Below are 22,068 nucleotides of genomic sequence, written 5' to 3'. Positions count from 1 at the left end.
CGATATATTCTCCATCCCTATAGACAGACGCCCTTACGGCGTCTTTTCTTTTTAACAGCATTTTAATACTAACCTGCTGAATTTTTACCACTTACGGCACGGATATTGCTACGTATATCATAAGAAATCCCTGCAAGTGATGAGTGTTTACTCATAGGATTTTGATAATTCCCGTACAGAAAAGCATTCTTACAGCAGGGAAGCGAGGTTTGACCTACATTATATAAGTTCTGACCCATAAGAAATCAATATTTACCAACAGGAAATGAATTCTGACTGACAAGAAATCAATCTTGACCGATAAGAAATGGATTCTAACCAATAGGAAATGAATCTTGACCGACAATAAATGGATTCTGACCGGTAAAAATCCATTTCCTGCAAGTAAAAATCTGTAAAATCAATAGAAAATAAAGAGTTTAACACCAAAAACACAATTATTATGAACGAGAATTTACATCAGAACGAACAAAACTTGAATCAGAATGACCAAAATCTGAATCAAAACGAGCAAACACCAACTCCAAAGAAGCGAAACATGCATATTTCAATGGAGGAATGGATTCAGCGAATGCGATTGGCGTTTTCTAACGGGAAACTGCCTAACATTCAGGAGCAGATGGGGCTATTGGGCTATACCACCGAAAAACTTGATGAACTTTTAACAAAAGTGGTGCGTTTGGAAGAATTGCATCAAATCCAAAAGACGGAATACGCTCAGCAATACGCCGAAACGGAGAAGTTTGACCAAAAATTTTCCGAAATCAATGATTTGTATACCAAGCATTTGGCTTTCTGTAAAATCCTTTTTAAAGGCGATACCTTAGCAGGTGCTTCGCTCGACTTTGCAGGGAAACGCAAAACGGCATATAGCGATTGGTTGGTGCAAGTGGGGAACTTCTATTCGCAATTGCTTAAAAACCCATCGTTTTTAACTAAGTTGCAGTCTATCAATATCAAAGAAGAAGATTTAAAAGCCGTACAAAATAAACTCACAGAGGTCATCGCTCTGAAAGAAAGTCAGAAAAAGGAAACCGCCGAGGCTCAAAAAGCTACCGAAATTCGCGACAAATTCTTCGATGAACTTTACCCGCAGTACAGTGAGTTTGTGGCTTACGCCAAAGTTGTATTTGCTCATAGTCAGGAGCTTGAGGCTTTGGGCATTGTGACCAAAAAAGCATAAGAAATTGAAATATTATCGGTAAGGACGTCCGTTGTGGCGTCTTTACTTTTTTTATGTTGGTAATAGATTGAAATATGTTTGATTTTTATTTCTTTGTACTTTTGGTTTAAAACGATAAAAAGAACTTTATTCAATGTAACAGTCACTTGGTCAAACTGAGCGAAGTCGAAGTTTTTTTTATCCCAATGTATTTATACAAAAAGTCATAAAATTTATATCTTTGAGCAGTAATACCTATCAAAAAGTAAGTTGTGGAAGAAAAGAAAACGTTTAGTTTATTGGTTTATAGATTAAATAGAGCGCTTATAAGTATTTTTATTTTCCCTCTATGGATACTGTTAACCATTATCTTAGTTGTAAATATTAAAATTCCGTATCTCAAATGGATAATTCCTTCGTTCGTTTTCATTGGGCTGACTTTATTGCTAATATATTCTATAATCAGCCGACTTATAGTAACTGTTGAAAACAACAAACTTGTATTTCATTGGAACAAAAAATTATTGTTTAATTACAAAGAGATTCCTACGATTGACATTTTGGAAATAACAGGGATTGTTTATGGTTTTAATGAAAAAGAAATACTACGCAAGATTGTAACCCGAAACAAAATCATTACTATAGGAAGCGGAAAGTCTTACCCACTGTTTAAAAGCGATACAAAGCAATTCGTTGATTTTCTCAAAAGTGAAGTAACTGAATTGAAAATCAAAGATGAATGGGACCTTTGGGCAGAAAAAGGATACTTAATTTGGGCGTATCGCATCAACACGGTATTGTTAGTGCTAGTGCCACTTGTAACCATCATTATCAGCATTATAGAAGGGGGAAAACCAAAAAAATTATTGCTTGTGTTTGTTATCCTCCCAAAATTGATAATATATCAATTCGTAATGGCGGGAAAAATAAAGAAAAATAGGAGTATATAGATTTGATTACTGGTAAGAATAAAAATATCTTCAGTAAAATTTGATTTTGTTAACTATACATACTTCACTCCGCAATCCGGATTTGGTTTCTAATCCCAAATAAAAAGCTAAGACAGAAACAAAAATCAATATGCAAAATATGTACTTAAGTAGTCGCCTTAATAAAACATTTTTGATTATATTTGCACAAGGAACATTTTAAGTATGGTCTAAAAACGGAAAGACGATGAGAAATATTAGCTTTATTCTTCTTTTAATGATGCTTATAGGTTGTAAACAGCAACCCAAAAATCAACAAGTGGTAAATGCCACTTCGCAGAGTAGCCTAAACGAAATACCAAATGATAGTGTTGCTTTACAAAATCTCATTCGTGAGGTGTATCATTGGGAAAGCACCCACCGTTCGCAAGGTGATTTTATACCTGCACAAATTGCTCAAGATGAGTCTTTTTTTCATAATTTGGATATGGCGAACCACGAAAAGAAAAGCAATGAGATTGCTCGTTCTGGCTTTTTTACAACTGATTTTGTCAATCTGTATGATAAATTAGGGCTACTTATCGACCATTACTTGACCGAACGCATTTTTATTTGGGAATCAGGCAATCAGCCTCCCTTTGGTAATGGGGCTAATGTTTGGTGTAATTGCCAAGACACACCTTCGGAGGATTTCTACAAAAACATCGTTATTAAAAATATTGTAATTACTGATGATGTTGCTCACTTTTCTTGGTCTTGGAATGCCAATGCCAATTGGGATGATTTTAGCTATCAGGTGGAAGCTCAAAAAGAAAACGGCACTTGGAAAATAGTTTCATTGCAAGGCTTTGAGGAACTTGAAGAACGCCTACAAGCAATGGCTCTCAAATAGGTTACCTTGGTAAGGTTAATCCTCCACAATAAAAATTTATACGGATAAAAAACTATAGAACACCTCTAAAAAGGTGTTTTTTATCAAGCTAAGCGAAGTCGAAGTCTTACAATCCTAAAACTTCGATGTTACTCAGCTTTACACGGAATTCTTTTCTGTTTTACAGCGCATTTTTGTATATATTTACTACCCAATTACTAATTTCTACTGCTTAAATAAAACATTCATATGGAACTAAAACTATCAAAACCGATTTGTTTCTTCGATTTGGAAACCACTGGAACTGACATTACTAAAGACCGCATTGTTGAAATCTCCATACTAAAAGTATATCCCAATGGGAATAAAGAAAGTAAAACGTGGTTGGTAAATCCTACAATTCCGATACCCAAAGGAGCAAGTGATGTACACGGAATTACCAACGAACGCGTAGCCAACGAACCCACTTTCAAGGAACTTGCCAAAACCATTCATAATATGATTAAAGACTCGGACTTGGCGGGTTACAATTCCGACCGCTTCGATATTCCTCTTTTAGCGGAAGAAATGCTCCGTGCCGACGTCGATTTTGATTTAGGAAACCGCGTAACGGTAGATGTACAAACCATCTTCCACAAAATGGAACAACGCACCCTGAGTGCCGCTTATAAGTTCTACTGCGGAAAAACGCTGGACAATGCGCACTCGGCAGCAGCGGACACCAATGCCACCTATGAGATACTAAAATCACAACTCAACCGATACAGCGAACTCGAAAACGATATGAAAAAACTCAGCGAGTTCACCACTCGAAAACAAGCGGTGGACTTTGCCGGATTTATTGCCCTGAACGACAAAAACGAAACCATTTTCACCTTCGGAAAGCATAAGGGCAGAAAAGTAGAAGAAATACTGGAAGAAGAGCCTGGTTACTTCGGCTGGATTTTAAATGCTGACTTTCCACTCTACACCAAAAAGGTACTAACAGCCATCAAACTAAAAGGATTTTCAAAATAATTTAGCTTTAAAAAATTCTTTTTTTGAAGTATCAGTTTGTTTAAAAATTGATGTCGTTCAGTTTTTGTCCTTTACCAATGTTTAATAATAATGTAACCTATGAAAATTATTTGTGTAGGAAAAAATTACGCAAACCATATACAAGAAATGGGCGGTGAAAAGCCTAAAGATATCGTGTTGTTTATCAAACCTGATACGGCAATTCATAATCCAGAACTTCCTTTTTATATCCCTGATTTTACGGCTGACCTACATCACGAGGTAGAATTAGTAATTAAAATCAACCAAAACGGAAAACACATTTCTGAAAAGTTCGCACATAAGTATTATGATGAAATTACACTTGGAATAGATTTTACAGCTCGTGATTTGCAAGCACAACTGAAAAAGGAAGGACTTCCTTGGGAAAAATCAAAAGCTTTTGATGGTTCGGCAGTTGTGAGTAGTTTTTTACCCAAAGCACAATTTGGTAAGGCAATAGGTTTTTCGTTAAATAAAAACGGAGTAACTGTACAGCAAGGCAATACCGCTGATATGATTTGGAATATTGACCAAATTATTAGCCAAGTTTCTAAGTTTTTTACCCTACGTAAAGGTGATTTTATCTTTACGGGTACCCCAGCTGGCGTTGGAAGCGTTCATTCGGGTGATTTTTTAGAAGGTTTTTTAGAAGGGGAAAGTGTGTTTTCCTTACGGATAAAATAAGGGAGTAGAAATATTTCAAAAATATTTCACTGATAATTTGCACAATAAAATAAAAAAACGTTACTTTGCACTCCGTTTTGAATAATGTGTATTTAAATAAAGAATTCAGAGATAATGGCAAGAGTTTGTGAAATTACAGGAAAGAAAGCAATGGTGGGAAACAATGTTTCACACGCAATGAACAAAACCAAGCGTAAATTCAACGTAAATTTAACTAAAAAGCGTTTCTACATTTCAGAAGAAGATCGTTGGATTACGTTACGAGTATCAACATCTGCAATCAAAACCATCAACAAAAAAGGAATTGCGGCTGTTTTGAAAGAAGCTAAACAAAATGGATTTTTATAATATATCCATAACATAAAAATAACGTACTACAATGGCTAAGAAAGGAAATAGAATTCAAGTTATTATGGAATGTACAGAGCATAAAGAATCAGGTATGCCAGGTACATCTCGTTACATTACAACGAAAAACAAGAAAAATACACCTGATAGATTGGAGCTTAAAAAATTCAATCCTATCTTGAAGAAAGTGACAGTTCATAAAGAAATCAAATAATTTTAGAGAGTCATGGCAAAGAAAACCGTAGCAACACTTCAGGGAAAATCTAAAAAATTGACAAAAGCCATTAAAATGGTAAAATCTCCTAAAACAGGTGCTTACACTTTCGTTGAAAGCGTGATGTCTCCTGAATTAGTTGATGAGTTTTTGAAGAAAAAATAAATAATTCTCTGAATAAAAGAATAGAGGTCGTCTATAATATGTAGATGACCTTTTTTCGTTTTCTTTTTTTTATTATATTCGCATAAAATAATTTGAAAAATGGCACTTAATTTTTTTAAAAACATATTCTCCAAAGAGAAAAAGGAAACTTTGGATAAAGGGCTTGAAAAATCAAAAAATAGTTTTTTTGACAAACTTACCAAAGCTGTAGCTGGAAAATCCAAAGTAGATGAAGATGTTTTAGATGATTTAGAAGAAGTGTTGATAGCCAGTGATGTAGGGGTAAACACAACCTTAAAAATCATCGACCGTATTGAAGCACGAGTTGCCAAAGACAAATATTTAGGCACAAGTGAGCTCAATCAAATTTTGAGAGAAGAAATTGCAGGACTACTCTCCGAAACCCAATCGGGAGAAGAAACCGACTTTCTTATTCCTTACAATAAGAAGCCTTACGTAATGATGGTTGTTGGTGTAAATGGTGCTGGAAAAACAACTACCATAGGTAAGCTTGCTCATCAATTTCACAAAAAAGGTTATAAAGTAATTTTAGGGGCTGCTGATACTTTTCGAGCCGCTGCTATTGACCAGCTACAAGTTTGGGCGGAGCGTGTGGGCGTACCCATTGTTAAGCAACAGATTGGAAGTGACCCCGCTTCAGTGGCTTATGATACATTATCATCTGCTGTGGCTCAAAATGCTGATGTAGTGATTATTGACACTGCTGGACGATTACACAATAAAATCAATCTGATGAACGAACTTACTAAGGTTAAACGTGTAATGCAAAAGGTTATCCCAGATGCTCCACACGATGTACTTTTGGTTTTAGATGGTTCTACAGGACAAAATGCTTTTGAACAAGCCAAAGAATTTACTAAAGCTACGGAAGTGAGTGCTTTGGCTGTTACTAAACTCGACGGCACAGCCAAGGGAGGCGTAGTTATTGGAATTTCTGATCAATTTCAAATTCCCGTAAAATATATTGGGGTAGGTGAAGGCATTGATGATTTACAAGTGTTTAACAAACTTGAATTTGTGGATTCTTTCTTTAAAAAATAAAAAAATCCTGAGCTTATGCTCAGGATTTTTTTAACGCACAACACTACTAAGATTATAGGTTTATCGTAATCGGTCTGCAGATTTTACAAGTTTTTCGTCCCGATAGATAGCCTTATTGGCTAAAAACAAAAAAACGATAGAAAGAATCGGTAGAAAAATCCCAACACCTTTCTCAGAAATTTGACTTTCTCCAGATGAGGTTAGCATTCGATATACAAATACTCCTAGTAAAGTAAGATTAATAAGTATATTCAATCGATTGAATACAAATTGATTTTGTCTTTTTTTATACCCAAATATAGCCACAATAGCCAATATAGCCGAAATGGCGAATAGCCCTCCACTCAAAATGTCGTGTGTATAGGCATATACCTTTACATTGGCTTGTGTATAGAGAGCAAAAAACAAAGGCAAAACGCCAGCCAAGATGACAACAACAAGCATATAAAGGGTTTGTATTCTTTGAATCATTACTCTTAAAAATTTAGGTTTTGCAAATTTACATTTTTTTTGGTGATTTTATTACGATAGATTGAAAAAAATTACAAAACTGCTCGTATCATTCGTGGATTTCCGTTTAAATCATTTCTTAATATGGGTTTAAAATCTTTATTTTCCAGCATTTTAAGAGTGTCTTTGCTTAGATATTGGTTGATTTCAAAAAATAATTGTCCGTTATCGTTCAGTGATTTTTTAGCAAGTTCAGTGATTTTCTCATAGAAAATGAGTGGATTTTCATCAGAAACGAAAAGAGCCAAATGAGGTTCATAATCCAAAACATTACGCTGCATTTCTTGTTTCTCACAATAGCGAACGTATGGAGGATTAGAAACAATCACATCATATTTTTTTGTTAATTTTTGGGTGTGAAGAATATCTACTTGCGAAAGACAAATAGTAACTTGATTTAAAAGGGCATTTTCACGAGCTTTAACTAAGGCTTCTTCAGAAATATCCCAAGCCTCTACCTTTGATTTAGGCAAAGCCTTTGCCAAAGAAATTGCAATAGCGCCACTTCCGCAACCGATATCTAAAATGGAAATAGCCTTATTTTGAGGTATAGAGGTAAGTATCCAGTCCACCAACTCTTCGGTTTCCTGACGAGGAATAAGTACGTGACGGTCTACCAAAAAACGATTGCCAAAAAACTCGGTTTCGCCTAAAATATATTGTATAGGTTCTTGGGTTATGAGTCTATCCGAAGCACTTAAAATCTGGGTTTTAATACGCTCTGATAGCTCAAAATCAGGAGATAAAAGCACTTCAACTTTTGTTTTCTTAGCATAAAATTCAAGTAATAAAAAGTAGAAATTCCGAATTTCATCAGCGGTATAAATAGCCGATAGTTTTTGATGAAGATATGCTTGAAATATTTTTAAGTTCATTTTCCTTATTTTTGCAACAACGAAAATACAATCAAAAAGTTAAACCTACAACATTTCAGTCTAATAAAAAAGAGATATGGCTACACACGAATTTTTTATGCAACGATGTATTCAATTGGCTAAAAACGGTTTAGGATCAACTTACCCTAATCCGTTGGTGGGTAGCGTTATTGTTTATCAAGGGAAAATTATCGGAGAAGGTTGGCACAAAAAATCAGGAGAAGCCCACGCAGAGGTATGTGCCATCAATGCAGTCAAAGACAAATCATTATTGGCAGAAAGTACCATTTATGTCAATTTGGAGCCGTGTAGCCATTACGGGAAAACGCCTCCCTGTGCTGATTTAATTGTAGAAAAAGGAATCAAAAGAGTGGTTATAGGTAGTGTTGACCCTTTTTCAGAAGTTGCAGGAAAAGGAATTGAAAAATTACAAAATTCAGGAATTCAGACACTTGTAGGTGTATTAAACAAAGAATCTTTAGCCTTAAACAAGCGTTTTTTTACATTTCATAATTTAAAGCGTCCATATATTATCTTGAAATGGGCAGAAACCCAAGATGGATTTATAGCTCCGCAACAAAGGCAAAGCACTTCACCTCAATGGATTACTAATTCGTATTCTCGACAATGGGTTCATCGTTTAAGAAGTGTTGAGCAAAGTATTTTAATAGGAACGCAAACTGCTTTGGATGACAATCCTAAGTTGGATTCTCGCGACTGGGCTGGAACTTCTCCACTGCGGATAATCATAGACCGAGAGCTAAAAATTCCAAGAAATTTTTCAGTTTGGAATGAACAAATTCCGACACTATTTCTTTCCGAAAAAGAGCAAAAAAATACTCAAAATACTGAAATCGTACGTATTGATTTCTCAAAAAATCTACCCAAACAAGTGTGTAATTTATTATACCAAAAAAACAAACAAAGCCTCATCGTGGAAGGAGGAACGCACGTCATACAACAGTTTATTGATGCTGATTTATGGGATGAAGCTTGGGTTTTTACCGGGGATAATCATTTCGTTTTAGGTAAAAAAGCACCTACTTTATACACAAAAACTTTTGAAAAGAGACTGCAAATAGAAAACGATAGTTTAGTGATTTACAAAAATCCGAAGTTATGAATGATACTTACAAAACCATAGATACTTCCGTAGAAGAAATTGTATTTAAGGAAAAAAGCAGTAAGTTTTTAGGATATGCTTTTCCTGTAAAATCAGAAGATGAGGTAAAGAAGCATCTAGAAAATGTTAAAAAAGTACATCACGCGGCACGACATTGGTGCTATGCTTGGCGATTAGGGAATGGTACAACGCAAAAACATCGCGCTAATGACGATGGAGAACCTAATAATTCGGCAGGTATTCCTATTTATGGGCAAATTCAATCCTTTGAATTAACGGATATTTTAGTGATTGTTGTACGATACTTTGGAGGTATTAAGTTAGGCGTTGGAGGTTTAGTTCAAGCTTACAAAACTACTGCTCAACTTACTTTGGAAAAAGTTCAGATTGTTGAAAAGCGAATCACTAAAACGATTATAATTTCTTTCGATTATAAAAATATGAATAAAGTGATGCGTGTAGTAAAAGAAAGGAATCTTCAAGTTTCAAAACAAATTTTGGTAGAAAAATGTACACTTTACATTGATGTGGCATTTAGTGAAGCTGAGCAAATCGTTTCTGTTTTTGAAACTATTTATGAGTTAGATGTATGTATGAATTGATATAAAAAATAACTCTTTGATTGATAAGTTTTTGTAATGAAACTTTTAAAAAGATGAAAAAAAAGTATCAAAAAATCTTGTAAAAAAGAAAAATTATATTACCTTTGCACCCTCAAAACTACGAGTATAAGTGTTATGGCGAGGTAGCTCAGTCGGTTAGAGCGCAGGATTCATAACCCTGAGGTCACGGGTTCAACTCCCGTCTTCGCTACAAAGTTGTAACTTTTTGAAAAAGAGCTTTTTGTACTCCAAAAAAGCTCTTTTTTTATGTTGAATATTATCCATTTAATCCGTAGTGAGTATAAAAGCGAGTATAACCTCTCTTTACCAAAATCCGAAGATATGAAGCCATTCCGAAAACCTCAAATATTTCCTAAAATCGTTTCGGAAAGTCCTTTGTCTTCTTTTTCAGACAAACAGAAGCAGGAAATTATGGCTAAGTACAAACGTTGGTATGTTTACTATTATTTCCGAAATAAAGACGGAAAAATGGTTAAACAGCCCTCAATCTACTATAAACTCAATCAGGAATATAAAGAGTTTGATGATAGGTATAAAGCTTTTCATCGGCTGCGAAATGTAGTAGAAAAACTTTTGAAAGAGGGCTTTTCTCCCTACGAGGGCGAAGAAGCAGACAATAAATACACTTGCTTTTCGGCTTTGGATTATGCTCTCGAAATCAAAAAAAGCATCGTTAAATCAACTACTTTTACTGATTACGAAAGCCGTGTAAACCAATTCAAAAGGTATTTAAAAGCACGAGGATTACATAACTCAAATATTGCAGATATTACTAAAAAAGATATTAACGAGTATTTAAATCACATACTCATCAAATCCAGTCCAAGAAACCGAAATAATACTCTTGCTGTATTGAGTGCTGTTTTTTCAACTTTGGAAGAAGACGAGCTTGTAACACACAATGTAACCGATAAAATCAAAAAACTACAAGCTAAACCTGAACGCAACAAAACCTATACCAAAACCCAACAAAATGAGGTGTTTACACTTATGGAGCAAAAGGATAAGGATTTGCTTCTGTTTGTGAAATTCGTATCCTACAATTTTTTACGTCCTATTGAAGTATGCCGTCTCCAAGTAAAAGATATTGATTTTGCAGATGCTAAGATGAATCTTCGTTCCAAAAATAAATTAGTCAAAATCAAAATCATTCCTGAAATTCTGATGAAAGAAATTCAGCATTTCAAAGATTTAAACCCAGATTTCTATCTTTTTGCACCAAACGGAGCAAATCATTGGGCTACCGACGAAACCAATAAAAGGGATTATTGGAGTAAGCGTTTTAAAAAAGTAAAAGACGAATTAGGTTTAGGCAAGGATTATGGGCTGTATTCGTTTCGTCATACGTTTATTACAAAGCTATATCGAGAACTCCGAACCCAATACGGACAAATGGAAACTTATGATAAACTAATGCTCATCACAGGGCACACAACGCTGAATGCTTTGCAGCAATACCTACGTGATATTGACGCTGAACTTCCTGAGGATTATAGTCATTTATTGAAATAAAAAAAGCCCTATGTTTTAGGGCTTTGTTGTTAATTTAAAAGTTCAAAAGTTAAGCAAAACATATTTGCTTTAAATCATCTGCTAATTTATGTAATCCGTTTTGGATTTGCAAGGCTTTCTTTTCTGATAATTCAATATTTGTTCCTGACAAGCGTCTTAAATGACTTGGATTTATTCCTAAATATTTTGCTAATTCGCTTTTATTGAACAAGGAATAGTATTCAAAAAATGTATTCAAGTCCAAGTAATAAGCAACCTTTGCATTTCTTAATTCGGTAGCTTCTGCTGTCTTTCCCTCTTCCTCTAAATAATCTACTTGCAAATCAAGTGCTTCTTTGAAGTTTTCTTTTACTTCTTCAATAGTCTCCCCTGCGGTTGCAACACCTTTCAAGTCCTCAGAATAAGCAGAATATCCTGTTGCCGATTTCTCTAAAATCAATCTAATTTCCATAAGCTATAAATACAAAGTTTAACTAATTTAAAGGGCAGGGCTTATTTAAGCCCCGCCTGTTTCAGAATCGACTGCTCTGTACCTTTCTTCAGCTCTGTTGCTGGGTGTCTTGGTAAAATCACAGTGCCTGTTTTGGTCTCGTGCTTGTATAGAGAGTGCTTTTTACCCTCTCTATGCAGAAACCAACCATCTTCTTTTAAAAGACGTAACATTTCTGATACCTTCATTTTTTAAATGAACTTTAAATTAACATTGCAAACATATGAAACATTTTTGTTTCTTACAAATATTTTGAAACATTTTTGTTTCTTTTTATCTATCTAATCTTTATTCCTTTGGTGGTAATATCATCAATACCTGCTTTCATACCCGCAATATCTTTTTTCATTTCGTGAAGTTGAAATGTATTGATTTCAATTCCTGCCAAATGTTTAAGCTGTTGAGATTAATGTTTACATTAACTCCGCTTGAAGTGTTATTAATGTTCGCATTAACTCCGTTCAGCAACCAAAACTGCGAAATATCGATTTCCTTTCTTCTTTTTGTGGCTTCCAAATATGTTTTTTGAATATTTTTACTTGTCAAAATATTATACTCACTAAATAAAGACCCATCGAAGAACCCGTATTTAACAAGTTGCTTGACAACCTCCTCAATAAGCCCACCAGATAACCCGCCGAGCCTTGCCAATTTGTTTTTTAAAAGTTCCGAAAACTCCACGAAATACCCGTTTCGGTAAATTTCACAAAGCAGTCGCAACACGATTATCTCGCCCTTTACAGCGAACTCCCCCGAGATAGCCAACATTTTCTCATCTTCGAAAACACCAACGTCCAAAGGGAAATAATCTAATCCTTGTTTATTTGGTCGTGCCATATTTTTATCTTTCGTTTAAGAACTTATTTTTACCTCCCCCTCCTATTTTGGACTCTTCGGGGCGTCCCCCAAATACCAACGTCAGCCATAGAGCGAGGGAGGGGTGATTACTTCAATAACTCGGGGTTTTCGTAAATGTTGCCGATGATTTCAAAATCAATATTTAATTCTTTGTAAATTTCAATACCTCTTTCCATTGTCGCCCATCTTCCTAAATTATTGTAAATGCAGAACATTCCACTTTCAAAACCAACATAATAAAACGACACTTTTGAAATAGGAGCTAAAATGTCACCCTCATAAATCTCTTTACCATTTTTATCATAAAGTCCTGTGAATTGTCCTACCGATTCCGAGTGAACCTCTACGCCGTCTCCAATAATATCCCACACATCTTGTCCTTCAGGTAAAATGTATTTTTCGCCTATGTAATTGACTAAATCCCCATAAAACCATTCATTGGGTATAAACCTTTTGGAAAATCCTCTAAATTTTATTTCTCGTTGCATAACTCTATTTTTTTAAAACAAAGCCAATTGTTTTTGACCTTCTAAAACTTTATTTACATTTCTTACGGCCGTTTCAAAGTACTTGTCTTTGAGTTCTATTCCGATGCCTTTTCTTCCAAGTTTTACAGCCTCATAAACTTCACTACCAATCCCTAAAAACGGAGTAAAAACCGTCTCACCAACATTACTCCACATTTGTACGCATTTTCGGATTACCGACGGTATATGTAGATTGCAAACCCGCAGAACTCAAAATCAATACCGATTGGCTTATTGTTTATTTGTATATGAAGAAGTTTATATTTCACTTAAATATTCTTGACTAATAATCAATTATAAATTTTACATTATCGAGTTAAAGTAAATATTCAACAATTACGAGGTTATGTAAAAAAGTGATATATTTGTACAAAACTTTGTTTGTTAAAAATAGATTTTAGTTTCATAAATATTGATAATGAAAAATATTTACTTGTTTCTGATGTTGTTTTTGCCTTGGTTGGTATTGGCACAAAATGATAAATTTACGTATGGTGTAAAAGGAGGATCAGCATTTTCTAATTTAGGAACGGACTCTAATGGTGGCAGTCCTCGTATTAAATGGACGTATTTTTTTGGTGGATTTGCGGAGTATCGCCATAATGAGAAATTTGCTTTTCAGGCTGAATTACTATACAATCGGATACGTTCTAATTATCGTCCGCCCTATGATGGTAGGCGAAGAGCCTATGCTTATAACAAAGATATTCGTTTGCAAAGTATAGTAATGCCTTTGTCAATTAAGTATTACGAAGGCAAAAGCGCTGCTTTCGTAGTGGGAATGAATATGGGGTATATCGCTCGTGCAACAGCACAATCGGATAAAATCACCAATTTTTACGGCACTCACGATAGTTTCGGACCCATAACTACTCAAAAGCAAATCATTACAAACAATATCAAAAACACGTATTTGACAGCTTTTATAGGGTTAGAGCACCATTTTTCAAATCGTATATTTATTGAGGCTCGTTTGCATTTGTTCGGTTCAAGCATTTCCAAAGATGATGAAAAACGTTTTACCCCTATTATTGATCATTTTATCGGTGTCGGATACAAATTTTAAATTTTAGTTTGAAAAGAAAAATATCCACAATCCGTATACTATCGGAATACTTTCCACAAGAAAAGTGCTATGTAACTGATGTTTGCTTTTTGCTGGAGTCAGCCAAAGTAGTATCGCTGTAAGTAAAACAATGCTTGAGTTTGCCCAGTACCATATTGAGCTTGGAAAGGTTCTGAAATAGAATAAGAAGGTATATAAAGTAAGTATAAATGTGCCTAATCGTTTGGTGTTCAGAATACCAATCTTTTTTGGAATATTTCCTGATTCTGATTCTTTTATGTCTTGAATATCAAAAGGTAAAATAAGTACGAAAACCAATAAGAAACGTTGTGTAATTGCTGCGTAAACATTTAGGTTTAACGAGATTTCGGTATGAATGATGGGAAGAATCACGGAAATCAATGTCCAACAAAGAGCCACACTAGCTGTTTTTATTCCTATCAATTGCCTTAGGCTACTTTTATAAGGTAAAATGGGGAAAGTATATGCTAAGGTCAGTAAAATTGTGAGGAATAGAATTTGTTTTTCTTTAACAGGGGCAGATGTAAAATAAAATAACAGATAGCAACTCAAAAAGCAGCTTGTTAGAATAATGATTTTTAGTTTTTTAGAAAAAGATTTATTGTTTTTTAGTATGAAGGGTATGTATTTTACAAAATTATAGGCAACAATCCCTAAGAAGAATAGTTGTGGCAGAAGCACATAGTGGTTGTTGCTGGTAAGCTCTCGTAAGCTGATAAATCCCATAGCTGTTAGGGCAAGTGCCACGTGTAAGCTACTTTTTAGGTAAAAATCGAGTAATTTTCGTATGAATTTCATACTGCAAAAGTAGTTAAATCGTTATGAAAACAGCGTGGTTTGAGGAGTAAACGCATAAAAAACAGTTTGAGTAAAGTTTTGATAGAAGATATTAGGTTATTACTTCTGAAATTTAGAGGTAAATTAATTTCGTAAGTTTGCTCCATTTAAAAATTGCAATTTCTCAAATTTAATTCTAAATTTGTACGTTTAATAATCAAAATTGATTTACATACAATTATGAATACAGAAAAATTTGAATTGCGTCATATTGGGATAGCTCATAATGACGTTCCACAGATGCTCAATGCAATTGGTGCTGATAGTTTAGACCAATTAATCGACCAAACCATTCCTAAACATATTCGTTTGCAATCGCCTTTAAATCTGCCAAAAGGTATCAGCGAATATCAATTTTTACAACACGTAGGGGAATTGGCTGAAAAAAATAAAGTTTTCAAATCTTATATTGGGTTGGGTTACAATGAAGCGATTACACCTTCGGTAATCAAGCGAAATATTTTTGAAAATCCAGGTTGGTACACTGCTTACACGCCGTATCAGGCTGAAATTGCACAAGGTAGGTTAGAGGCGTTACTTAATTATCAAACTGTTGTTCTTGACCTTACGGGAATGGAAATTGCCAATGCGTCTTTGTTAGATGAAGGGACAGCTGCTGCTGAAGCAATGGCAATGTTACTTGATTTACGTACTCGCGAGCAGAAAAAGAATAACGTTAATAAATTCTTCGTTTCTGAAACGATTTTTCCACAAACGCTTTCTGTATTACAAACCCGAGCTGTTCCTTTTGGTATTGAGTTAGTAGTGGGCAATCACGAAACGATAACTTTGGACGAGAGCTACTTCGGTGCGATTGTTCAATATCCTTCAGGAACTAACGGAGAGGTGTACAATTATGCTGATTTTGTAGCTAAAGCTCATAGTTTGGATATAAAAGTAGTTGTTGCAGCTGATTTGTTGAGTTTGGTTCTGCTTGAAGCTCCTGCAAAATTTGGTGCAGATGTGGTGGTAGGAACTTCGCAACGTTTTGGTATTCCGTTGGGTTACGGAGGTCCTCACGCAGCTTATTTTGCAACACGTGACGAATACAAACGTTCCATTCCTGGGCGTATCATTGGTATTACTATTGATGCAGACGGAAATCCAGCTTTGCGAATGGCTCTCCAAACACGTGAGCAACATATCAAACGCGATAAAGCAACTTCTAATATTTGTACGGCTCAAGTGTTGTTGGCGGTAATGGCAGGAATGTATGCGGTTTATCACGGACCAAAAGGTTTGGAGTTCATCGCTGGTAAACTTCACAATGCTACTGTAACTTTGAAAAACAATTTGGAAAAATTGGGATTCCAAGTGAATACTAAAAACTTCTTCGATACACTTTCAGTAAAAGCAAAAGCTGAAAAAATCAAAGCTATAGCCGAAGCTAATCAAATTAATTTCTACTATCCTGACGCGGAAACTGTAAATATCTCACTTAATGAAACTGTGGGAGTAGAGGAACTCAATGCTATTTTAGCAGTTTTCGCAGAAGCAGAAGGCAAACAAAAAGTAGAGCTAACTTCTTTAGAAGAAAAGAGTGTTATTCCAGAGGCATTGCGTCGTCAAAGTGAATTTTTAACTGCTCCTGTGTTCAATTCGTATCATAGTGAAACAGATATGATGCGTTATATCAAGAAGTTAGAAAGAAAAGACCTTTCTTTAAATCATTCGATGATTTCGTTGGGTTCTTGTACAATGAAACTCAATGCAGCTACCGAAATGCTTCCTTTAAGTATGGCTCAGTGGGCAAATATTCACCCGTTTGTTCCTAAAAATCAGGCAGAAGGTTATCACCAAATGCTTACCGAGCTTGAAAAATCACTTTCTGTTATCACTGGATTTGCAGCAACATCGCTTCAGCCTAATTCGGGAGCTAATGGTGAATATGCAGGTTTGATGGTTATCCGTCAGTATCACATTTCTAACGGAGAAGGACATCGAAATATTTGTTTAATTCCTTCATCAGCTCACGGAACAAATCCAGCTTCGGCAGTAATGGCAGGAATGCAAGTAGTGGTTACCAAAACGGACGAAAAAGGAAATATCGATGTTGCCGATTTGAAAGAAAAGGCTGAAAAACACAAAGATAATTTGGCTGCGGTGATGATTACTTACCCATCAACACACGGGGTTTTCGAGTCATCTATTGTTGAAATTATTGATATTATTCATAAAAACGGCGGACAAGTGTATATGGACGGGGCAAATATGAATGCTCAAGTGGGGCTTACCAATCCAGGAACCATTGGAGCAGACGTTTGTCATTTGAACTTGCATAAAACCTTTGCAATTCCGCACGGAGGTGGTGGACCAGGTGTAGGACCTATTTGCGTGGCTAAGCATTTGGCTCCGTTCTTGCCTACTAATCCAGTAGTTGCCACAGGCGGAAGTGAGGCTATCACGGCAGTTTCTTCGGCTCCTTTCGGAAGTGCGTATGTTTGTTTAATTTCTTATGCATACATCAAAATGTTGGGAGGCGAAGGCTTGGCAAACGCAACAAGATTCGCTATTTTAAATGCGAACTACCTAAAAGAAAGTTTGAAAAAACATTACGAAATCCTTTATACGGGAGAGCAAGGCAGAGCCGCTCACGAAATGATTTTGGATTGTCGTCCGTTCAAACAAAATGGTATTGAGGCTATCGACATTGCTAAACGTTTGATGGACTACGGCTTCCACGCACCAACGCTTTCTTTCCCAGTGGCAGGAACGCTGATGGTAGAACCTACTGAAAGTGAAAGCAAAGCTCAATTGGATTTATTCATCGATGCGATGATTTCTATCCGCAGAGAAATTGAAGAAGCTACTCCAACTGACCAGACCAACGTGTTGAAAGAAGCTCCACATACGCTTTCAATGATTACATCCGATACGTGGAATTTGCCATATAGCCGACAAAAAGCAGCTTTCCCATTGGAATCTATTGCCGAAAACAAATTCTGGCCAACCGTTCGCAGAGTGAATGATGCACACGGCGACCGAAACCTAATTTGTTCTTGTGCGCCTATTGAAAGTTATATGTAATAATTAAATAATTTACTAAAGACCTTAACCTTTCGTTAAGGTCTTTTATTTTTGATTTTGTGTGAATTATTTGTAATTTCGCCTCGTTATTAATTTTATTTTAAAAAAGTTTATATGAAAAACGCATTGCACTTTTTGGCAAATAGTCAGCCAAATTTTATTAACTTCATTCGTGTAGCTATTTTTGTGGTAATGGCTTGGATTGGTGGTTTGAAAGCCTTTCAGTATGAGGCAGATGGGATTGTTCCGTTTGTAATCAATAGTCCGTTTATGAATTTCTTTTATCAAAATACAGGAAAAACAGCGGTTAACGATAAAGGAGAAACTGTAGCCGAGTATATGTTACATAAAAATCCTGAAGGTAAAATGGTGGCTAAGAATATAGAATGGCATAAACAAAACGGAACTTACCTATTTTCTTATGGTTTAGGAACTGTGATTTGCCTTATTGGTTTGTTGGTATTATTGGGCATTTGGTCACCCAAGATAGGTTTGGTAGGAGGTTTACTTACCTTTGGAATGTCCATCGTTACGCTTTCATTTTTGATCACCACTCCAGAGGTGTATGTGCCTAATTTAGGGGGGGATATGCCTACACCTAATTATGGTTTCCCATATCTTTCAGGGGCAGGACGTTTAGTGCTTAAAGATATTATTATGATGGCAGGAGGTTTGGTAGCAGCTTCCGATGCAGCACAGCGAATACTGAGAAAAACAGCTTAGTTTTCTATTTTTTCACTAAGATGACTAAAATTCTTTTGCTTTCGGATACACACAGCTATATTGATGAGCGTATTTTGCAATATACAAGTGAGGCTGATGAAGTATGGCATTGTGGTGATTTTGGTAGTATTGAGGTGGTAACACAGTTACAAAAAATAAAGCCTTTAAAGGGGGTCTATGGTAATATTGATGATGCCAAAATACGAGCCGAATTTCCGGAGGTGAATCGTTTTTTTTGTGAAGAGGTAGCCATTTTGATGATTCATATAGGCGGATATCCTCAAAAATATACCGCTTTGGCAAAAAAGGAAATTGAAACTCAAAAGCCACAGTTGTTTATTTCAGGACATTCCCATATTTTGAAAGTAATATATGACAGAAAGAATCAACTATTACATCTTAATCCTGGAGCTGCGGGGAAGTATGGTTGGCATAAAAAACGAACGATGTTGCGTTTTGAAATCCATAAAACAGAAATCAAAAATATGGAAATAATAGAATTAGGAGCGTCTTAAAATTTAAAACGTTTTTATCCTTATCGTTTGAAAAGGTTAAAAACTTTTTTTGATTTTAGCTTTTAAGAAAAATAAGAGATGCATTTTTCTTAAAATATTGAAAGATATAAAACGTAAACCCCTGTTTTAATGAAATAAAATGGAAAAAGAAACGTTTTAAAATTAACATTGGCTTAACATTGAAGCCTAAAAAAAAGCGCACTTTTGTGCCGTCTAACAGAGAAACTTTATAACTAAAAACTGATGAAAAGATTAAACAAATGGATTTTAACTTCCGTACTGTTTTTAATGGCAGTAGCGGTGTATTCTCAAGGGATTGTACAAGGAACAGTTTCTGACGGAGAAATGGCAATGTCTTTACCAGGAGCTAACATAATGGTAAAAGGAACAAAACAAGGGGCTTCTACCGATTTCAACGGAAAATACTCCGTGAATGTTAGCCAAAATAAGGGAGTATTGGTGTTCACTTATGTAGGTTTTGTAACCAAGGAAGTGCCTTATACTTTGGTAAATGGTAAAGCTACAGTAAATGTAACTTTAATGCCTGATGCAGAGTCACTAAATGAAGTAATTGTAGTGGGAAGTGGAATTATTGATGTGGTGAAAGATCGTCAAACACCTATTGCAGTTTCTACCATTCCGTTATCGGTAATTGTAGAAAAAGCAGGAAATCAAGAATTTCCTGATTTGATGAAAAATACGCCTTCTGTACAAGTGGCTGGACAAGCTGGGGGATATGGAGATGCTCGTATCAATATCCGAGGTTTCAAACAAGATAATACAGCCTATTTAATTAACGGACAGCCTATCAATGGAATGGAAGATGGTAAGGTGTATTGGTCCAACTGGTCAGGATTGTCTGATATTGCTAATGCCATACAAGTACAACGTGGTTTAGGTTCTTCAAAATTGGCAATATCTTCAGTAGGAGGTACGGTAAATATCGTTACTAAAGCCACAGATAAGAAAGAAGGAGGTTTTGTAAAAGCTACTTACGCCAATGATAATTATGTGAAATCTACAGTAGGATATAATACAGGTTTGATGAAAAATGGTTTTGGTGCGAGTGTTTTGTTTACACATTGGCAAGGAGATGGTTACAATGACGGAACACGAGGACAAGGACAAAATTATTTCATTTCATTAGGATGGAAACTCAATGATGCTCATATGTTGAATTTCTTGGTAACCGGCGCTCCGCAATGGCACGATCAAAATTTCAACAAAAAAATATCTGATTATTTGAAATATGGTAGAAAATATAACAGCAATTGGGGGTATCTTAACGGACAATATATGTCAGCTCGTCGCAATTTTTACCACAAACCGATTGCTAACTTAAACTGGGACTGGACTATTTCCGATAAAAGTTCATTGGCAACCGTTTTATATGCTTCAGTAGGACGTGGCGGTGGAGCCTCTGGTTTAGGAAAGTTTGTTAATACGTCTAATGGTCTTGTTGATTTTGATAAAATAGCAGAAAATAACAGCAAAGTACCTGGAGGAATTGCTATATCTGATACTCGATTAAGACTTTCAAATGCTTTTATAATGAGAGCATCGTATAACAATCATCAATGGTTTGGTGGGGTTACGAATTTCCAACACAAGTTTAATGAAAAATTTACCGCAAATATAGGAGCGGATATTCGCCAATATACAGGAACCCACTTTAGAGCGGTGACAGATTTTTTAGGATTAAATGCTATTGAAGATAATTCTGCTAAACGTTTTCATAAGAAAAATAAGGTAACACAAAGTTATACGACCAATCCGTGGAAAGCACTAACTCAAAATGTTGAGGATAATGAAAGAATTGATTGGAATTATGGTGAGACCATTACTTATGGAGGTATTTTTGGACAAGTAGAGTACAATACTCAGCACATTTCTACTTATTTGCAAGGGTCGCTATCTAAACAATATCATCAAAGAGTAGATGAATACCAGTATGATGTAAACAATCAAAAAGCAGAAAAAGTTACTAATGACGGATTTAATATCAAAGGAGGATTTAACTGGAAGGTTAATGAGCAACATAGCTTGTTTGTTAATGCAGGATATTATTCTCGTCAACCTTATCACGATAATATCTATCTGAACTACACCAATGATGTTAATCCGTTAACCCAAAATGAGAAAATATTAGGTTTTGAGGGAGGATATCAGTTTGTAAGTGATTTATTTAGTGGGAATTTGAATTTGTATAGAACTTTATGGAAAGATCGTGTTACGGCCTCTTCTCAAGTTGATACAGGTACAGGGTTAACTACTTATACAACTAATTCTGGTCTTACACAATTGCATCAAGGGGCTGAATTTGATTTCAAGTTTAAACCATCAACTTTCGTGAACTTCAACGGATTTGTATCTTACGGAAATTGGAAATATGATGATAACGCCTTAAAACGGACTTATGATGATAATTTGGTACTTACAGATGAAAAAGTTGAAGACGTAAAAGGCGGTAAAGTAGGTGATTCTCCACAATTTCAAGCAGGTTTAGGTATCGTAATTAAGCCTACCGAACGTTTAAAAATGGATATGGACTGGAAGTATAATGATGAACTTTATGCCGATGCTGTTTTGAAAGATAATTTAAAATTGCCTTCATATAGTGTATTTGACGCAGGGATATCTTACGAAATTCCGATGCTTGAAAAGACGAATGTTAAGCTACGTTTCAACGTTAATAACTTGTTCAATACTATCTACATTTCTGAAGTTGGCACAGATAGAGGAAAAGTGTATAAAGTAGATAATACAACAACCGATATATACAAAGGTTTGGATGCACGTAACTTAGTTCGTTTCGGATACGGACGTACTTGGAACTTTAACGTTACGTTCTCATTCTAAAAATATATTTCAATGAAATAAAACAGAAA

The 22,068-nt window shown here is 35.4% G+C and carries 26 protein-coding genes and 1 tRNA gene; 18 read left to right on the top strand and 9 right to left on the bottom strand.

Going from position 1 to position 22,068, the window contains the following annotated elements; all coding sequences use genetic code 11:
- Positions 1 to 68: 68 nt before the first annotated feature.
- A complete protein-coding gene (locus tag CGC47_RS10775; RefSeq protein WP_156124844.1) occupies positions 69 to 239 on the bottom strand; it encodes a hypothetical protein in 171 nt (56 codons plus the stop codon).
- A gap of 203 nt (positions 240 to 442) precedes the next feature.
- Here CGC47_RS10775 and CGC47_RS03600 point away from each other — a divergent pair, with 203 nt between their 5' ends.
- The 9 genes from CGC47_RS03600 to ftsY all read left to right on the top strand — a co-directional run bounded on the left by CGC47_RS03600 (position 443) and on the right by ftsY (position 6,473).
- Positions 443 to 1,183, top strand: a complete 741-nt coding sequence (locus CGC47_RS03600; protein ID WP_172458711.1) for a hypothetical protein — start codon at positions 443 to 445, stop codon at positions 1,181 to 1,183.
- A 251-nt stretch (positions 1,184 to 1,434) separates the two neighbouring features.
- The gene (locus tag CGC47_RS03595) at positions 1,435 to 2,112 is read left to right on the top strand and encodes a hypothetical protein (protein ID WP_095899994.1); all 678 of its coding nucleotides are present in this window, start codon (positions 1,435 to 1,437) and stop codon (positions 2,110 to 2,112) included.
- 226 nt (positions 2,113 to 2,338) lie between these two features.
- On the top strand, positions 2,339 to 2,983 hold the full coding sequence (locus CGC47_RS03590) for a hypothetical protein (RefSeq protein ID WP_095899993.1): 645 nt from the start codon (positions 2,339 to 2,341) through the stop codon (positions 2,981 to 2,983).
- A gap of 228 nt (positions 2,984 to 3,211) precedes the next feature.
- Positions 3,212 to 3,979, top strand: a complete 768-nt coding sequence (locus tag CGC47_RS03585) for a 3'-5' exonuclease (RefSeq protein WP_042001816.1) — start codon at positions 3,212 to 3,214, stop codon at positions 3,977 to 3,979.
- 99 nt (positions 3,980 to 4,078) lie between these two features.
- Positions 4,079 to 4,684, top strand: coding sequence for a fumarylacetoacetate hydrolase family protein (locus tag CGC47_RS03580; RefSeq protein WP_042001813.1), 606 nt, complete (start codon positions 4,079 to 4,081; stop codon positions 4,682 to 4,684).
- Positions 4,685 to 4,798: 114 nt separating this feature from the next.
- On the top strand, positions 4,799 to 5,032 hold the full coding sequence (rpmB, locus tag CGC47_RS03575) for a 50S ribosomal protein L28 (RefSeq protein WP_013997710.1): 234 nt from the start codon (positions 4,799 to 4,801) through the stop codon (positions 5,030 to 5,032).
- A gap of 31 nt (positions 5,033 to 5,063) precedes the next feature.
- On the top strand, positions 5,064 to 5,246 hold the full coding sequence (gene rpmG / locus CGC47_RS03570) for a 50S ribosomal protein L33 (RefSeq protein ID WP_013997709.1): 183 nt from the start codon (positions 5,064 to 5,066) through the stop codon (positions 5,244 to 5,246).
- Between the two features lie 12 nt (positions 5,247 to 5,258).
- Positions 5,259 to 5,411: a DUF4295 domain-containing protein gene (locus CGC47_RS03565; RefSeq protein WP_013997708.1), complete on the top strand. Its 153-nt coding sequence runs from the start codon at positions 5,259 to 5,261 to the stop codon at positions 5,409 to 5,411.
- 99 nt (positions 5,412 to 5,510) lie between these two features.
- Entirely contained in the window at positions 5,511 to 6,473 is a 963-nt protein-coding gene (ftsY, locus tag CGC47_RS03560) for a signal recognition particle-docking protein FtsY (protein ID WP_042001808.1), read from the top strand.
- A 60-nt stretch (positions 6,474 to 6,533) separates the two neighbouring features.
- Here the strand turns inward: ftsY and CGC47_RS03555 are convergent, their stop codons facing one another.
- Both CGC47_RS03555 and prmC read right to left on the bottom strand, forming a co-directional pair.
- The gene (locus tag CGC47_RS03555) at positions 6,534 to 6,944 is read right to left on the bottom strand and encodes a DUF4293 domain-containing protein (protein WP_042001805.1); all 411 of its coding nucleotides are present in this window, start codon (positions 6,942 to 6,944) and stop codon (positions 6,534 to 6,536) included.
- Positions 6,945 to 7,015: 71 nt separating this feature from the next.
- The gene (gene prmC / locus CGC47_RS03550; RefSeq protein WP_042001803.1) at positions 7,016 to 7,858 is read right to left on the bottom strand and encodes a peptide chain release factor N(5)-glutamine methyltransferase; all 843 of its coding nucleotides are present in this window, start codon (positions 7,856 to 7,858) and stop codon (positions 7,016 to 7,018) included.
- Positions 7,859 to 7,934: 76 nt separating this feature from the next.
- Between prmC and ribD the strand changes: the two genes are divergently transcribed.
- The 4 genes from ribD (at position 7,935) to CGC47_RS03530 (ending at position 11,116) form a co-directional block, all read left to right on the top strand.
- Positions 7,935 to 8,981: a bifunctional diaminohydroxyphosphoribosylaminopyrimidine deaminase/5-amino-6-(5-phosphoribosylamino)uracil reductase RibD gene (ribD, locus tag CGC47_RS03545; protein WP_095899992.1), complete on the top strand. Its 1,047-nt coding sequence runs from the start codon at positions 7,935 to 7,937 to the stop codon at positions 8,979 to 8,981.
- A complete protein-coding gene (locus CGC47_RS03540; RefSeq protein ID WP_042001801.1) occupies positions 8,978 to 9,583 on the top strand; it encodes an IMPACT family protein in 606 nt (201 codons plus the stop codon). The genes ribD and CGC47_RS03540 overlap by 4 nt, the downstream gene beginning before the upstream one ends.
- Before the next feature lie 137 nt (positions 9,584 to 9,720).
- Positions 9,721 to 9,794 (top strand) — tRNA-Met (locus CGC47_RS03535).
- Between the two features lie 56 nt (positions 9,795 to 9,850).
- Positions 9,851 to 11,116 (top strand): tyrosine-type recombinase/integrase, encoded by a 1,266-nt coding sequence (locus tag CGC47_RS03530; RefSeq protein WP_095899991.1) that lies wholly within the window; start codon positions 9,851 to 9,853, stop codon positions 11,114 to 11,116.
- A 49-nt stretch (positions 11,117 to 11,165) separates the two neighbouring features.
- Here the strand turns inward: CGC47_RS03530 and CGC47_RS10715 are convergent, their stop codons facing one another.
- The 5 genes from CGC47_RS10715 to CGC47_RS03505 all read right to left on the bottom strand — a co-directional run bounded on the left by CGC47_RS10715 (position 11,166) and on the right by CGC47_RS03505 (position 13,147).
- Positions 11,166 to 11,567, bottom strand: a complete 402-nt coding sequence (locus tag CGC47_RS10715) for a type II toxin-antitoxin system HicB family antitoxin (protein ID WP_042001799.1) — start codon at positions 11,565 to 11,567, stop codon at positions 11,166 to 11,168.
- Positions 11,568 to 11,608: 41 nt separating this feature from the next.
- Positions 11,609 to 11,794 carry a type II toxin-antitoxin system HicA family toxin gene (locus CGC47_RS03520; RefSeq protein WP_042001797.1) on the bottom strand — a complete coding sequence of 62 codons (186 nt, stop codon included), beginning with the start codon at positions 11,792 to 11,794 and terminating at the stop codon, positions 11,609 to 11,611.
- Positions 11,795 to 11,951: 157 nt separating this feature from the next.
- Positions 11,952 to 12,443, bottom strand: coding sequence for a DUF4373 domain-containing protein (locus CGC47_RS03515; RefSeq protein ID WP_052456183.1), 492 nt, complete (start codon positions 12,441 to 12,443; stop codon positions 11,952 to 11,954).
- Between the two features lie 107 nt (positions 12,444 to 12,550).
- Positions 12,551 to 12,952, bottom strand: a complete 402-nt coding sequence (locus CGC47_RS03510; RefSeq protein WP_042001794.1) for a YopX family protein — start codon at positions 12,950 to 12,952, stop codon at positions 12,551 to 12,553.
- Positions 12,953 to 12,964: 12 nt separating this feature from the next.
- Positions 12,965 to 13,147: a DNA methyltransferase gene (locus tag CGC47_RS03505; protein WP_042001792.1), complete on the bottom strand. Its 183-nt coding sequence runs from the start codon at positions 13,145 to 13,147 to the stop codon at positions 12,965 to 12,967.
- Between the two features lie 262 nt (positions 13,148 to 13,409).
- Here CGC47_RS03505 and CGC47_RS03500 point away from each other — a divergent pair, with 262 nt between their 5' ends.
- On the top strand, positions 13,410 to 14,057 hold the full coding sequence (locus CGC47_RS03500) for an outer membrane beta-barrel protein (RefSeq protein ID WP_042001789.1): 648 nt from the start codon (positions 13,410 to 13,412) through the stop codon (positions 14,055 to 14,057).
- A 3-nt stretch (positions 14,058 to 14,060) separates the two neighbouring features.
- Here the strand turns inward: CGC47_RS03500 and CGC47_RS03495 are convergent, their stop codons facing one another.
- On the bottom strand, positions 14,061 to 14,876 hold the full coding sequence (locus CGC47_RS03495; protein ID WP_042001786.1) for a hypothetical protein: 816 nt from the start codon (positions 14,874 to 14,876) through the stop codon (positions 14,061 to 14,063).
- A gap of 219 nt (positions 14,877 to 15,095) precedes the next feature.
- On the opposite strand from CGC47_RS03495, the gene gcvP reads away from it, so the two are divergent.
- From gcvP to CGC47_RS03475, 4 genes are all read left to right on the top strand, one after another.
- On the top strand, positions 15,096 to 17,942 hold the full coding sequence (gcvP, locus tag CGC47_RS03490) for an aminomethyl-transferring glycine dehydrogenase (protein ID WP_095899989.1): 2,847 nt from the start codon (positions 15,096 to 15,098) through the stop codon (positions 17,940 to 17,942).
- A gap of 114 nt (positions 17,943 to 18,056) precedes the next feature.
- The gene (locus tag CGC47_RS03485) at positions 18,057 to 18,665 is read left to right on the top strand and encodes a DUF417 family protein (protein WP_042001783.1); all 609 of its coding nucleotides are present in this window, start codon (positions 18,057 to 18,059) and stop codon (positions 18,663 to 18,665) included.
- 20 nt (positions 18,666 to 18,685) lie between these two features.
- Entirely contained in the window at positions 18,686 to 19,180 is a 495-nt protein-coding gene (locus CGC47_RS03480) for a metallophosphoesterase family protein (protein WP_042001780.1), read from the top strand.
- Positions 19,181 to 19,423: 243 nt separating this feature from the next.
- The gene (locus CGC47_RS03475) at positions 19,424 to 22,039 is read left to right on the top strand and encodes a TonB-dependent receptor (protein WP_095899988.1); all 2,616 of its coding nucleotides are present in this window, start codon (positions 19,424 to 19,426) and stop codon (positions 22,037 to 22,039) included.
- Positions 22,040 to 22,068 lie beyond the last annotated feature (29 nt).

The organism is Capnocytophaga canimorsus (assembly GCF_002302565.1).
Taxonomy (GTDB): Bacteria; Bacteroidota; Bacteroidia; order Flavobacteriales; family Flavobacteriaceae; genus Capnocytophaga; species Capnocytophaga canimorsus.
Note: the sequence above shows the minus strand (reverse complement) of the source record. Positions and strands in the feature narration are given on the sequence as shown.